Source organism: Enterocloster lavalensis (genome assembly GCF_046603895.1).
GTDB lineage: Bacteria > Bacillota > Clostridia > Lachnospirales > Lachnospiraceae > Enterocloster > Enterocloster lavalensis.
Genome location: NZ_CP176637.1, coordinates 3,272,668 through 3,287,308, shown reverse-complemented (window position 1 = coordinate 3,287,308; position 14,641 = coordinate 3,272,668). Strand labels below are relative to the sequence as shown.

The 14,641-nt window shown below is 56.1% G+C and carries 11 protein-coding genes and 2 tRNA genes; 5 read left to right on the top strand and 8 right to left on the bottom strand.

All coding sequences use genetic code 11. The features are described from left to right. Nucleotides 1–19: 19 nt before the first annotated feature. The 6 genes from ACK2JC_RS14680 to ACK2JC_RS14655 form a co-directional block, all read right to left on the bottom strand. Complete coding sequence (locus ACK2JC_RS14680; protein WP_092362680.1) at nt 20–973, bottom strand: dihydrofolate reductase family protein; 954 nt, start codon at nt 971–973, stop codon at nt 20–22. Between the two features lie 15 nt (nt 974–988). Beyond that, nucleotides 989–1,720 (bottom strand): SDR family NAD(P)-dependent oxidoreductase, encoded by a 732-nt coding sequence (locus ACK2JC_RS14675; protein WP_007706774.1) that lies wholly within the window; start codon nt 1,718–1,720, stop codon nt 989–991. A 16-nt stretch (nt 1,721–1,736) separates the two neighbouring features. Continuing rightward, the gene (locus ACK2JC_RS14670) at nt 1,737–2,117 is read right to left on the bottom strand and encodes a TIGR03792 family protein (protein WP_107435875.1); all 381 of its coding nucleotides are present in this window, start codon (nt 2,115–2,117) and stop codon (nt 1,737–1,739) included. Nucleotides 2,118–2,162: 45 nt separating this feature from the next. Then, entirely contained in the window at nt 2,163–2,720 is a 558-nt protein-coding gene (locus ACK2JC_RS14665) for a flavodoxin family protein (protein WP_107435874.1), read from the bottom strand. Beyond that, nucleotides 2,717–4,192 carry a permease gene (locus tag ACK2JC_RS14660; RefSeq protein ID WP_320937424.1) on the bottom strand — a complete coding sequence of 492 codons (1,476 nt, stop codon included), beginning with the start codon at nt 4,190–4,192 and terminating at the stop codon, nt 2,717–2,719. Before ACK2JC_RS14660 ends, ACK2JC_RS14665 begins: the two co-directional genes overlap by 4 nt. 146 nt (nt 4,193–4,338) lie before the next feature. Further along, nucleotides 4,339–5,880 (bottom strand): uracil permease, encoded by a 1,542-nt coding sequence (locus ACK2JC_RS14655; RefSeq protein ID WP_320937425.1) that lies wholly within the window; start codon nt 5,878–5,880, stop codon nt 4,339–4,341. A gap of 836 nt (nt 5,881–6,716) precedes the next feature. Here ACK2JC_RS14655 and ACK2JC_RS14650 point away from each other — a divergent pair. From ACK2JC_RS14650 to ACK2JC_RS14630, 5 genes are all read left to right on the top strand, one after another. After that, on the top strand, nt 6,717–9,365 hold the full coding sequence (locus ACK2JC_RS14650; RefSeq protein ID WP_320937426.1) for a cation-translocating P-type ATPase: 2,649 nt from the start codon (nt 6,717–6,719) through the stop codon (nt 9,363–9,365). Nucleotides 9,366–9,545: 180 nt separating this feature from the next. Beyond that, nucleotides 9,546–9,627 (top strand) — tRNA-Tyr (locus ACK2JC_RS14645). 79 nt (nt 9,628–9,706) lie between these two features. Further along, nucleotides 9,707–9,790: transfer RNA gene (locus ACK2JC_RS14640), tRNA-Leu, on the top strand. Between the two features lie 248 nt (nt 9,791–10,038). Beyond that, nucleotides 10,039–11,340 carry an RNA-binding domain-containing protein gene (locus ACK2JC_RS14635; protein ID WP_320937427.1) on the top strand — a complete coding sequence of 434 codons (1,302 nt, stop codon included), beginning with the start codon at nt 10,039–10,041 and terminating at the stop codon, nt 11,338–11,340. A 48-nt stretch (nt 11,341–11,388) separates the two neighbouring features. Next, complete coding sequence (locus ACK2JC_RS14630) at nt 11,389–11,916, top strand: nitroreductase family protein (protein ID WP_320937428.1); 528 nt, start codon at nt 11,389–11,391, stop codon at nt 11,914–11,916. Nucleotides 11,917–11,989: 73 nt separating this feature from the next. On the opposite strand, the gene ACK2JC_RS14625 is transcribed toward ACK2JC_RS14630, so the two are convergent. Together ACK2JC_RS14625 and ACK2JC_RS14620 are read right to left on the bottom strand one after the other, a co-directional pair. Next, entirely contained in the window at nt 11,990–13,543 is a 1,554-nt protein-coding gene (locus tag ACK2JC_RS14625; RefSeq protein ID WP_320937429.1) for a hydantoinase/oxoprolinase family protein, read from the bottom strand. Beyond that, complete coding sequence (locus tag ACK2JC_RS14620) at nt 13,536–14,636, bottom strand: DUF917 domain-containing protein (protein WP_302326840.1); 1,101 nt, start codon at nt 14,634–14,636, stop codon at nt 13,536–13,538. The genes ACK2JC_RS14625 and ACK2JC_RS14620 overlap by 8 nt, the downstream gene beginning before the upstream one ends. Between the last annotated feature and the right edge of the window lie 5 nt (nt 14,637–14,641).

Below are 14,641 nucleotides of genomic sequence, written 5' to 3'. Positions count from 1 at the left end.
CTCCTCTCTCCTCTGCTTCCTAGCCGTAAATCAGCTTGTGACGGAAGTAGAAGAAATGATCGCTGTGGGTGTGGATGCTGAGCATGCGGGTGTGGGGGTGGTCCTTGGAACCGAACTCCCGCCCGAATTTGCCGATGGTCAGCGCCTGGCCGCCCACATAAATGCAGGAATAATTGAAAAATAACTCATCCATCAGCCCCTGGGCTACCAGGAAATGCATGTAGGACGGCGTTTCCACCAGCACCTTGTCCAGGCCGAACTTCTTCATAATATAGAGGGCCACCCTGGAATCCGGCGCTTTGTCTCCGGTGGCGATCACCAGAATCTTGTCCCGGTTCTGCTTCATGGCGGCGATCATCTCCTCCGTCACCTGGGAAACGTCCTCCACCGGCCCCACCAGATAGTAATCTTCCTTCATCTTCTCCTGAATCACCGGGATTCCCGCCCTGGAGGTGCTGATCATCACCGGCACCTCCGGCGTCTTGAACAGCACATGGTCAAAGGGAATGTCCGTGGCGTCCAGGGAGGAAATGATATTCCACGGCACCGGCTGCATCCCGGCCGCGATCCTGGCATTTTCCAGTTCCTGGGAGAACACGTGGGCGGTGTAATCGCTCTCCGCGTTCATGGTTCCCGCTCCGATGATATCCCCGTCGGACACGGCCCGCAGCATGTTGAGAATCCACCAGTCCGCTCCGGCTCCGTCGCCATCATACTGGTTCATCTTGGCGATCAGCGGACCCTGAGGGGCGTCGGTGAAAGCGATGCGCCCGTCGATGGAGGTTACTAAGGAAGTATATGTATAGGGACGGTCCTCGTGGAGGCGGTCAAATTTCAGTTCGCCATAAATCTGCTTCATCTCGTCGCAGGTGATGGTCTCCACCTGGGCCTTCTCCAGCTCCTCGCTGCGGTAAATCTGTCTGATTTTTGTCTTTTCGATGTCAAATGGCATCTTGAATAAAGAGGTCGCCATATTCTCTCCCTCCCGTCAGATCAGGCTGCCGCCGCAGACCTGCATGATCTCGCCGGTGATGAACCCGCTCTCGTCGCTGGACAAAAAGGCGATGGCGTTGGCCATGTCCTCGATCTTGCCCATCTTGTGCAGGGGGTATAAGCTGGCGTAGGACTCCTCCAGAGCCGCCGGATCCTCGGCCTCGGTGAAACGCTGCTCGATCATGGGCGTGCGCACCAGGCCCGGAAGAATGGCGTTGGCGCGGATATGGGGGGCGAACTCCAGGGCGATGCACTTGGTCAGCATGATTACCCCGGCCTTGGACGGGCAGTAGCCGATGCGCTCCGGGATGGGGCGGACGCCCAGGTCGGAGCCCACGGTCACGATGGTGGATCCTTCCTGCTTCTTAAGCTCCACAACCGCAGCCTTGCACATATTGAACACGCCGCCCAGATTGATGGACAACTCGCGCATGAACTTGTCGTAGTCCGTGGTCTCCAGGGAGCCGATAAAGGTCACGCCCGCGCAGCAAACCAGCTTGTTCACGCGGCCGAACGCCTTCACGGCCTCCTCCACCACGCGGCAGGCCTGCGCTGCGTCGGTCAAATCAGCCTGCACGTAGATGGCGTTCTCATCCTGAATGTGCATCTCCGGCTCAACGCCGCAGCCTACCACCTTGGCGCCCTCTGCGAGGAACTTTTTGGCGACGCCCTCGCCGATGCCGGAGCTGGCGCCTGTAATGATCACAACTTTATCTGCAAATTTCATTTCGTTTTCCTCCCAATCAGATTCTCTCAAAGCGGCTGTAGCGGTGCACGCCGAAGTTCTCCTCGTTCTGCACCACGCGGATCAGCTCGTAGGGACGTCCGAACTTCTCGTCGAACTCCTTGATCAGCTGGGCCTGGTACTCCTTCTGGTCGATCTCTCTCCAGGACTCGATGCTCTCCCAGGCAAAAATGAAGTGGATCTCGCCCGGTTTGTTGTCGTTAAGCCACACTTCCTTGTACAGGAACGGAATGTGGTCAAAACCCGGCGCATACGCTTCCTTCAAGGTCCAGATTTCGTGGTCCACTTCCAGATAACGTTCCACATCCTCCGGCGCCACCTTAAACACCAGATGCTCCATCGGATAATGCTCTCCCTTGGTATACGTATAACCCTGCATAATAAAATCCTCCTTTATGTTTGTGTTTTATGGTTCCCGCGGCGTTTATTCCGCGTTGTTCATCTTCTTGGCCAGCGCCACCACCGCCTCGGCGATGTCCGGCCGGGTCTCAAGGGAATCCCGGTCGCTGTTGGGCAGACAGACCTGCCCCAGGCACTGGGCGCTCAGATCGTTCAGCAGATTTTTAAGCACCAGCTCCCCGCCTAAAAACTGATTCTCAAAGGCGGGCGCGCCGCCCACCATCAGGATGGCTCCCTTGCGCAGGGGCTTCTCTGGCATATCGCCTCTCACATGGCCCGCCCAGTACACCTGGAAGCGGTCGATCAGGGCTTTCATGCGCCCTGTGATGGAGTGGAAATACATGGGGGAGGCCAGGAGAATGTTATCCGCCTCCTCAATCTTCTGATAAATATCCTGCATCCCGTCCTTGATGACGCAGGCTTTGGTTTTCCAGCAGTAGCGGCAGTCCATACAGGGCTTCACATCCGTGCGGTACGCGTCGATGATTTCCTTCTCCCCGTCCAGGTTTTCCAGGAACAGGTCCACCATCTTCCGGGTGTGGCCGTTGAGTCTGGCCGCTCCTATGATCACAAGTGTCTTCACTGCGTTTTCCTCTCTTTCTGGTTAAATTTCATGACATGCATAACAAAAAATGCGATTGTCAGCACAACGTATACCTGGACAAATCCCATGTCCGGAGCGTAAGTCTCGGTTCCCAGGATTCCCGGGGAATGGATCATGCCGATTCCCGTCAGACCCAGGGCCGCCAGGTTGGTGATGGAAGCATTTTTCCAGTTGTTATCAATAATGAATACAAACACGCAGCCCACCAGCAGTCCCACAAAGGCGGAGCCGGGATCAAAGGCCATAAATCCGGGCAGCGCGCCCTCCCGCATGTTGTCCACGATAAAGTCCATGACCACCGGCAGGGAGGCCATAATGACGGCGGGGAAATATTTCCGGTCCACCACCTCAAAGGCCTGGGAGTAACTGGAAATTCCAACGAACACCAGGATGGGAAGCACAACCGCCTCCGGGATAAACGCGTTGATGATGGCGGACAGGCCGGTCAGGCCAACCAGGGCGTACAACACCACGATGCCCAGATGGTAGCCGGTGCCGGATTCCATTTTCTTCCAACCCGGGTAGCCCCAGTAGAGGCCCACGGCCAGGGGGTTGCCGAAGCAGGCTCCCACCACGCTTGCCAGGCCGCACAGTACCAGAGGTTTGGTGTTGGTGAAAAAGGTGTCGCCGCACTCCCTGGCCTGCTCCACCGCCTGGATGCCGGTGATTACCTCGTTTAAGGAGAACACGATGATGATGGGCAGGAAGGGGACCATGGACGATACCACCGCTCCGTCAAAGATGCCCAGAGTGGGGTGGGGTATGTAAAAGTTCAGGCTGCTCAAAGATTCCTGCACCGCGCCAAAGCCCATGACGCCGCTGATCCAGGCCACGGCGGAACCCACCACAATGGCGATGAGAGCCGCGGGCAGCTTGGTCTCCACCTTTCCCAGGTAGATCACAAACAGCACGATCAGGGACAGCCAGCCCACCAACGGCATTTTCAGCACTCCGTTCATGGACTGCATGATCAGAAACGCCATGGCCCCGCCGGCCAGAGAGCCGAACAGCGCGCCCGCCGGAACGATCTTTAACACCAGTGGAACCACAAAGGCCCCGATAATGAACACGATGCCGCCCACCAGATGGGCCAGCACGCCGGCCTTAAAGGCCAGATCCGCATTTCCGGTGCTCAGGAACACGGGGAGCATGATGCTGTAGAGCCAGATGAACATTCTGCCCGCCTGAAGTCCCGCCGGGATGGCGGTCAGACCCGGATCGTTACGCTTGGCCGCAATGCCTCTGTAGTAGAGCCAAAGTCCGCCGTTTAAAACGACCACCGTCAAAACCATACCGGGCATCATGGTGCCGAAGATCGTTCCCGAGTCCAGCCCAAAGGTGCCCGCCAAAATGGCGATTGCCACAATTACCTTGGAAAATCCGTCAAAGAACACGCCGATGGACGCGTCTAAGTCCGCTTTCTTAAAAAATGGTATTCTTGCCTTTTCCATACCGTTTATCCTCCTACTAATTGTTTCTGTGATTCGGTTATGATTTGGGGGCGGCGGCGTGGGCCGTCATCCGAATCGGTTCTACGCCGGGCCGCAGCCCCTGGCCGTCTCATCTTAAAATTCCCAACGCCCGTTTCCGCCTCCGGTCAGGCCCTCTGCCCGCTTCCCGGCTCAAAAAAATGCCCCTTCATAAAGAGCAGCGCGGCCACCGTCAGGTAAACCGTGCCGAAGATTATCCCCGGCCCTGTGAGAAGCGCGATTCCCTCGCAGTGGATCATGCCGATGGCCGCGCAGAAGGCCATGACCAGTGCAAAGGCCCCCGCCATCTTGTAGCGCCGGTCCACCACGCAGGCCAGCAGGCCCGCCAGCAGCAGGCTGGTGAGAAATCCGCCGTTTCCCAGGTACATGATCCCCTGAATGGGCACGGAATATGCCGCAAACTGTTCCGCCGTCACCGCCGCCATAGTCAGTCCGGCCGCCTGGACCGAGGAGCTGATGAGCGTCTGCACGTACTGGAACAGGATCGGGATCATGGACAGCAAAATGACGTTATAATACTTTTTGTCCATGGACCGGAAGGTGTTGTCCGTCACGGAAAATCCGATGAAGATCAGGAGCACCATCACCGCCTCTGTTGGAATCAGGGCCATCAGCACCCCGGTCAGACCGGTGGTACAGATGATCAGGCACAAAAATCCGTTGACCAGCGAAAATCCCGCCCTGGCATCCAGTTCCTTCCAGCCCGGGTGGCCGAAGTACACGGTGGTGGGGAAGGGATTCCCGAACAGCGCGCCGGTCATGGTGGAAACGCCGTCCATAATCATGGAGCGCCGCTCCGGGTAGACGTCCCCGGCCATTTTGGCGGATTCCAGTCCCTGCAGCGTGGAGAGAAAATTGTTGATCTGCAGCGGAATGATCACGGGCAGGTACGGCACAATGCCTTTGAATCCGGCTGCGATATCGCCGATTCCCAGGGAGGGCGGGTAAAATCCGATCTCCGAGAAGGAATCCTTAAGAGCTCCCGGCGTCAGATATCCGCAGGCCCAGGCCACAGCGGTTCCGATGAGAATGGCGATCACCCCGGAGGGGATTTTGGCGAACCGTTTATCCGCCTTACCCAGATAATCAATGATGATGATAAACAGGGGCAGCACCGCGTACACCGGTTTGTCGAACACCATGGCCAGTCCCACAATGGAAAGCCACACCATGGCGGAGGAGGCCATATTTCCCATCAGCGCGCTGTTGGGAATCGTCTCCACGATCCATCGCCCGGCAAAGCCGCCCGCGACCTCCACCAGGCCGCCCACAAACGCAGCCGCCAGGCCCACCTGCAACGCCAGACCGGAATCCCCAGTCTGCCAGTACACCGGTCCGATGATCAGGTACAGCCAGCCCGACAGCTGAGAGGCCCCGATTCCAAAAGGCTGGGAGGTCACATTGTGCCGCTTTTCCTTGTGGGCCAGGCACCGGGCCTCGTAAAAATACCACAGGTTTCCCAGAAGGATCGCCAGACCGATGCCCGGCACCACCTTTCCGATCACCACCTGGGCCGGCATGCCGAACACCACGGTCATAATCCCCGTGGCGGTCAGGATTTTCGAAAACCCGTCGAAGAAGATCCCGATGGACGCGTCAATGTCGCCCTTCCCCCACCAGCGGTATTTGAATTGTGTATTTCCATTCATTGTTAATTATTCTCCACTAATTTGTTTGTGTCTTAAACAAACTTGGCAAAAAAATAATTTTGCCAATCTTTACATAATATATATGTACCAATTCCTACCTGATCCCGGGATATTTCAAAAGTTCATTTAATAGTTAAACAAACTTTTTATTTAAAAACGGATCTCAAATCCTTTCTCAATATAACACTTCGTTATTTAATTGTCAATACCACTTTCTATTTTTTGGCGAAATCTTAACAACAAAAATTCTTGACAGTATTTCCAAATCGTGCTAGTCTTATTCTATTGTAAGGGAGTAGTCGGCGCAGCGGTGCGTGGCGAAGTCAACATCACTGGAATCACTCGTAGAGTTCGGTTCCCTGGCTTGGTTTTAAATGACGAGACTTACCTGTCCGTTTCTTGGAAGAAGTGGCCGGGGGGAGTCTTTTTTTATTGTCCCGGGCCGTTCCTCCCGAAACGAATTTCCTTGAAAATTTCCTATTTCCGGCTGCGGCCGCTGCTGTCGAACCGTTCGTTTTACGCTGCGCCGTCCGGGAATAAATGAGGGAGTAATTCCGCATACTATAATAGCATGCGAGGTAAGTCAACATAATGGCAGCTGCACGGCGGTCTGGCTTATCTGTAGAGAATGAGACTCATATGCAGGTTTGTTTAACATAGCTGTGTATGGGTCTTTTTTATAAATTTATATATCTGTTCAGTACCTTCACAAATATGAGGGATTTTTGCCCGCAGGCTTAGATTTTCATACGGTCAGCGCAGCAAGCGCGCAGATCTACTGAACAGTTACAAATTTATCATCTTTTTTCACACACAGTTTAAAGGAGGAGCAAAACGTGAAAGAGTACTTAACCAGTGTTGAGGACGTGCTGAAGGAGCAAAACTCATCTCCGGATGGCCTCACCAGCGGGGACGCCGCGGGCCGGCTGGAAAAATTCGGCCGGAACAAGCTGAAGGAAGGAAAGAAAACTTCCCTGGTCAAACGCTTTTTGGAAGAGCTGGCGGATCCCATGATCATTATTCTGATCGTCGCCGCCGTGATCTCCGGCATCACCGCGTTCTATGAGGGGGAATCCTTCGCCGACGTTATCATTATTATGTTTGTGGTTATCATCAACGCCGTGCTGGGCGTGGTGCAGGAGAGCAAGGCGGAAGCCGCCATCGCGGCCCTGCAGGAAATCGCGGCCGCTACCAGCAAGGTCCTGCGGGACGGCAAAATCGTCACCTTAAAGAGCGAAGACCTGGTGCCCGGCGACGTGGTAGTGCTGGAAGCGGGCGACTCGGTTCCCGCCGACGGCCGGATCATCGAGTGCGCCAGCATGAAGATCGAGGAAGCGGCCCTCACCGGCGAGTCCGTTCCGGTCAATAAAATCGTCAGCCTGCTGAACCTGGAAGGCGAGAAGGATGTTCCCTTGGGCGACCGCAAGAACATGATCTACATGGGCTCCACCGTGGTATACGGCCGCGGTAAAGCCGTGATCACCGGAACCGGCATGAACACGGAGATGGGTAAGATCGCGGACGCTCTCTCCCAGGCTAAGGACGAGGAAACTCCTCTGCAGATTAAGCTGAACCAGCTGAGTAAAATCCTCACCGTGCTGGTGGTGGGAATCTGTGCGGTGATCTTTGCCGTGGGCCTGTTCCGGGCCAATATGACCCCTGAGGGAATCACCGGCGATACGATTTTAAGCACCTTCATGGTAGCCGTCTCCCTGGCCGTTGCGGCCATTCCCGAGGGTCTGGCGGCCGTGGTGACCATCGTGCTCTCCATCGGCGTGACCAACATGTCCAAGCGCAACGCCATCATCCGCAAGCTGACCGCCGTGGAAACCCTGGGATGTACCCAGATTATTTGTTCCGATAAAACAGGAACCCTGACCCAGAATAAAATGACCGTGGTGGACCACGTGGCCGGGGATGAGGAAGCTCTGGTCCTGGCTATGGCCCTTTGCTCCGACGCGGAGCTGGATCCGGACAGCCACGACGCGGTTGGCGAGCCCACGGAGTGCGCGTTGGTCAACGACGCCTACAAGCACGGAATGGCCAAAAACGACTTGAAGGCCCGCTATGTGCGTGTGGCGGAAGCTCCCTTCGACTCCATGCGAAAGATGATGTCCACCGTCCACCAGACGGAGGGCGGACAGATCGTCCAGTTCACCAAGGGCGCGCCCGACGAGGTGTTAAAGCGCTGTACCAGGGTGATGGAGGGCGGCCAGGCCGTTCCCATGACCGACGAGATCCGCGCAGCCATTTTAAAGAGCAACAAATCCATGGCAGACCGGGCGCTTCGGGTGCTCTGCGCCGCCAAACGCGATTGGAACGCGCTGCCCGAGAACTCCGATCCTGAATTCCTGGAGCAGGATCTCATCTACCTGGGCCTGTCCGGCATGATCGATCCGGTGCGCCCGGAGGTGAAAGCCGCTATCGTGGAATGCCGCCAGGCGGGAATCCGTCCCATTATGATCACCGGCGACCACAAGGACACGGCCGTGGCCATCGCCATGGAGCTTGGAATCATCACCGACGCCTCCCAGGCCATCACCGGCGCCCAGCTAAACGACATGGGCGACGAGGAATTCAACCAGAACATCGAGCACTACGGCGTTTACGCCAGAGTGCAGCCTGAACACAAGGTGCGCATCGTCACCGGTTGGAAATCCAAGGGTAAAATCACCGCCATGACCGGCGACGGCGTCAACGACGCCCCCTCCATCAAGAGCGCGGACATCGGTGTCGGAATGGGCATCACCGGCACCGACGTGACCAAGAACGTGGCGGACATGGTGCTGGCGGACGACAACTTCGCCACCATCGTCTCAGCCGTGGAGGAGGGACGCCGGATCTACGCCAATATCCGCAAAGCCATCCAGTTCCTGCTGGCCTCCAACCTGGCGGAGGTGCTGGCGATCTTCTTCGCAACCCTGATCGGATTTGTCATTCTGGAGCCGGTGCACCTGCTCTGGATCAACCTGATCACCGACTGTTTCCCGGCCCTGGCGCTGGGGCTGGAGCAGAGCGAGCCCGACATCATGAAGCGCGCTCCCAGAGATCCCAAAGAGGGAATCTTTGCGGGCGGCATGGGCTTCGACGTGTTCTTCCAGGGCGCAATCGTCACCGTCCTGGTGATGGTGTCCTACCTCATCGGCCATTACATCGAGAGCGGTGTATGGGAATTCGTCAACAGCCCAGATGGAACCACCATGGCATTTTTAACCCTGTCCATGGTTGAAATCTTCCACTCCCTGAACATGAGAAGCCGCCGCGGCTCCCTGTTCAAAATGACCACGCACAATCATTTCCTGTTCGGAGCCATGGTCGTATCCCTAATACTGACCACCGCTGTGATTGAAGTGCCGTTCCTGGCCGCCGCCTTTGAGTTTACTCCCATTGACTTAAACGAGTATGCGGTCGCCCTGGGACTGGCGGTACTCATCATCCCGATCATGGAGATTGTGAAATTCTTCCAGCGTAAGCTGGGGAAATAGATGCACTCCTACTCAACCGGGAAAGGCCGTCCTGCCGCGAAACGCAGGGCGGTCTTTTTCGGCCAGGAAAGTAAGCCGGCTTAACGGCCACATTCCGGGGGAATCCGACTAATATTCTTTTCAAAACCCTTGATTTTTTGGCCTGCATGTGGTATTATTATCACTGCTTATCCAGTAAATGGGCGGATTCCCGAGTGGCCAAAGGGGACAGACTGTAAATCTGCTGCAAATTGCTTCGGTGGTTCGAATCCACCTCCGCCCATTAGCGTGTCAGTTATAGCTTAAGGACATCAGCGCAGAGCGTATTAAAGGTCCTCGTTTTCAGCCGTGGCACGTGCATTGCGGGTATGGTGGAATAGGCAGACACAAGGGACTTAAAATCCCTCGGAGGCGACTCCGTGCCGGTTCAAGTCCGGCTACCCGCATTTCGTTCTATGTTGTGTATGGACAAACCCTGCTGACTAAATGGGTTTGTCCATTTTTTATGTCGTGATATTCATCTATAGAGTGCAAAAAAGCACACAGGATTTTTGCTTTCTTTTAGGAAAATCCTGTTCTAAAATTCTAATACTCTGCGGTTCTCATCATTCTTCTCACCATTTTATGAATAGTATTTGACAAGAATGACAAGAATGAATATAATCATAAATAGAAGAACCACTGGAGGTGCCTTATGACATTCACCGAAAGCGACACTGTAGAATTGAAATCCCAGTTGATCAGTGACATTTGCAAGGAGATTATTGCCTTTGCCAATTCACGGGGCGGCACATTATATGTCGACGTAGAGGACAGTGGAAATGTGATTGGCCTAGCGGATACCGATCAGTCAACTTTGCAGCTGAGCAACATGATTCGTGACTCCATCAAACCGGATGTAACAATGTTCGTCCGTTATGAAACACTCTGCGTTGAAGGAAAAAACATTATTGCGGTAACTGTTCAGAAGGGAACCGATCGTCCGTATTATCTTGGCAGCAAAGGTTTAAAACCAAGTGGCGTCTATGTCCGCAACGGCACATCAACCGACCCTGCCACAGACACCGCAATACGCAGAATGATTAAGGAAACAGATGGGGATAGTTTTGAAACAATGCGTTCTTTAGAACAGCAGCTCACTTTTAAAGCCGCTGAGGAACAATTCAAGAAACGTAACGTGCCGTTTGACGCTGCCAAAATGCAGACACTTGGCATGGTATCGCAGGATGGTATATATTCTAATGTAGCGCTGCTTCTTTCTGACCAGTGCAGTCATACCATAAAAGCCGCGGCTTTTTCAGGAACAGATAAAACAACATTTCAGGACAGACGGGAATTTGGCGGTTCCCTGTTCCAGCAGATGGAGGAAATGTACGCTTATCTCGATATGCGGAATCAGACAAAAGCCACATTTGAAGGATTATATCGCAGAGATACCCGTGATTATCCTGAAGAAGCGCTCAGGGAAGCACTGCTCAATTCTCTGGTTCACAGAGATTACTCTTTCAGTGCCAGTACATTGATCAGCGTCTATGATGACCGTATTGAATTTGTTTCTGTTGGCGGACTTCCTGCCGGCATTGCTCTGGAAGATATTATGCTTGGCCTTTCTGTATGCAGAAACCCCAAGTTGGCAGCCATCTTCTATCGTCTGCAGCTGATTGAAGCATACGGTACCGGAATGCCCAAAATCATCAAGGCATACGCAGGGACCGATTTAGAGCCTAAAATCCAAGTAACCAACAATGCCTTTAAGATTACCCTGCCGAATCTCAATTTCTCATCCAAACCTGTTCCGGTCTACGAACCGCCAACAGAAGATGAAAAACGTGTTCTCAGTCTCCTTGCCACCAGGGAATCCATTGTGCGGAGCGATGTGGATCGCTTACTTGGCGTCAGCCAGTCAACTGCTAATCGTATTTTGAAACAAATGATTGAAAAATATTTGATTTCACAGGAAGGAACCGGAAAGAACACGAAATATATTAAAAGATAAATTACCCCATGCTGTAATAACTCTCAACTTCAGAAAGGACCTGATCTCATGGAATTAATGAATGCAATCCACGAACGCAAAAGCTACCGCAAACCCTACAAACCCGATCCCATTCCCGCCGAGTCCATTAAGGAAATCCTGGAAGCCGGCGTAGCCGCGCCTTCCGGCTGCAACCAGCAGACCACCCGCTTTATCGGGGTGAACGATCCCGAGCTGGCTCACAAGCTTGCGGAGATTTACGACAAGCCCTGGGCCCTGACCGCGCCCGCGGCGATTCTGCTGCTGACCAGGGAGCACGTCTCCTACCGCGGCAACTCCTACCACATCCACGACTACTCGGCGGCGGCCGAGAACATCCTTCTGGCCGCCGTGGATAAGGGCTACGCCACCACCTGGATCGAGGGACAGATCGAGGGGGAGAAGGCCCGGCAGATGGGCGATCTTCTGGGCGTGCCCCAGGACCTGACCGTAGCCATCTACATGCCCCTGGGCATCCCCGCCGAGGAGAACCCCGGCGTTGCAAAAATGCCCTTTGAGGACCGCGCGTGGCTGAACGGGTATGGGAAATCCTTCTAAATCCTAATCCGCGCTCCACGCCGCCGGACACCGCTGCGTTTCCGGCTTCGCCGCGCCGCGCGCTCACACGCCGCTAGTCCGCCAAATCCCCCGCCGCCTTAATCTTCACCCGGTTGGTATTTCCCGGATAATATGCCAGCGGCACATCCTCAACCTCTATAATCTCAACCGTCTCCCGGACCGCGCCGGACTGCACCGCCAGTTCCACCGCCGCGGCCCGGGCTTTTTCTAACGCCTCATCCCGCGGAATTTCATCGTAATTGATCAGCTGTTCCAGCGTACCGCTCACCTTGGAGATGGCGGAGCCGATGGCATTGGCCGTGCCGAAATGGTCGGGCTTCACCACGGTTTTGGTGCCCGCCAGGCGGTCCGGGACAATGATCGATCCGCCTCCCACCAGCACCGCGTCGATGTCCGCGCCGGACACCTTCATGGCGTCGATGCTGTCCTCAATCATGGCGCGCATGGCTTCCATGGCCTTTAACGCCACGTCCTCGTCAATCCCGGCCGCCAGGGAGGGATCGCCAAGCTCCACCATACCCAGGCGCACCGCCACGTCTGTGGCCGTCATGGTATCCCCGCCGAACACCAGGGCCTTCTCCGCGATGCGGTAGCCCACGCTGTCGGGGCCCACGGTCACGCTGCCGTCCGCGTAGCTGCGCACGATGGAGCCGCCGCCCAGGCCGATGGAGATCACGTCAGGCATGCGGAAATTGGTGCGCACGCCGCCGATGGTGACCGCCACGCCGGACTCCCGGGGGAAGCCGTTCTGGATCATACCCAGGTCCGTGGTGGTGCCGCCCACGTCGATGACCACCGCATTAGACAAATTGCTTAAATAGCTGGCGCCCCGGATGGAGTTGGTGGGGCCGCAGGCTATGGTGAGAATGGGATAACGCCTGGCATATTCCATGGTCATCAGAGTTCCGTCGTTCTGGGACAGGTACACGTCCGCGTTGGTTACGCCCTCCTCCGCCAGGGAACGGGCAAAGCCTTCCGTAAACCGGTCCGCTACTTGATAGAGGGCGGCGTTTAAGATGGCGGCATTTTCCCGCTCAATCAGGCCCATGGAGCCGATCTCGCTGGAAATGGACACGTGAACGCCCTCCCCCATCACCTCCCGGCAAAGGGCCGCGGCCTCCAGCTCGTGGTCGTTGCGCACCGTGGAAAATACACAGGAAATGGCCACGGACTCCACCTTTCCCTTCAATCCCTCAAAAAATTTTCCGGCCGCCTCCCTGTCAAACGGCGCCAGTTCCTTCCCGTCGTACTCAAATCCGCCTCCCACAATGGCGTAATCCACCGCGATCCGGCGGATATCCTCAGCCCAGTCCACCATGGGCGGGATGCCCAGTGTGGCGGGCGCGCCGATGCGCAGAATGCCGATGGGAGCCAGGTTCTTCCGCTCCACAATGGCGTTGGTGCACTGGGTGGTTCCCAGCATGGCCTGGCGGATTTCCGACCGGTCCACGTCCGCCCGGGCCAGCACCTCCCGCACCGCACCCACGATGCCGTCGTAAATATCGCCGGTGGTTGGGTGTTTTACCTCCGCGACCACCCGGCGGTTCCCGTCAATCAGGACGGCGTCCGTGTTGGTGCCGCCCACGTCAATTCCCAGCTTATACATCCGCCTCACCTCCGTTTGCCCGCTCTTCTAACGGTATGTAATCCGTATCCAGCCCGAAATACCGGGGACCCACCAATTCCAGCCCCGCCTCGGAACGCCACATCTCAAAGCATTTCAGCCCCACGGCCAGCACCCGCTTTCCGTATTTCAGCGCGTCCGTGGTCACCGGGATAAAGGTCTCCGCGTCCACCAGACAGATCAAATCCGGCACAGTGGCAACGATCCGGTCGTCCACCTGGGCGCAGAGATTCTCATTCTGGAACACAATTCTGGCCTGGTGCCCCTTGTCGCTTCCAATTCCTTCCAAAACCACTTTGCCATAGTTGAACGCGCCCTTTGTCTCCCGCAGCACGTCCACGATTTTGCCCTTAAACAGCCGGTATCCCTCGGCGTATTCCAGGAACGCCTCCTCCGGCGTTTTGCCGCTGACGCTCTTCACCTTGCGGATGGCCTCGCCCAGCTTCTGGCTGCGGGTCACAATGTCCCTGACCCCGTATCGCTTCATGGTCGCGCCGTCCATGCAGTAAAGGGACACGGAAACGGAACCGCCGCAGCTCATGGTCACCGCCCGGGCCAGCTCCTCAGTCCATTTGTTAGTGATGGTGTTGAAAATGGCGCTGTTGCCCTTCTCATCCACCAGAGCCATGGGAGTGGCGGACACGCCACCCATGGTGAAGGTCACCATCTGCAGCTCCGGGAAGGCCCGGCCCATTCCGTCCGCGTCCACCAGAGGCAGTCCCAGCCTGGCCGCCGCCGCGATGGGCAGCATAGAGTTCACGCCGCCCGCCTCCATGGGCATGAAGGCGTAAACCTGGCGGCCGAAAAACTTGCTCACCATCTCATACAGGTTCTGGTATTCATGTTCGCCGATGGTTTTCTCACCCAGTATGGTGGGCGCACCCATCATGGCGATGGGCATCACCAGCGCGTCGTCCGGCACCTCGTCCGGCTCCAGCAGGGTGACGGGGCCGCACTCCCGCACCGCTCCGATGGCCACCAGCTTTCCCACATAGGGGTCTCCGCCGCCCCCGGCTCCTAACAGGGATGCGCCCAGGGCGATGTCCTCAATCTCAGACAATCCGATTTTCCGCATATTTT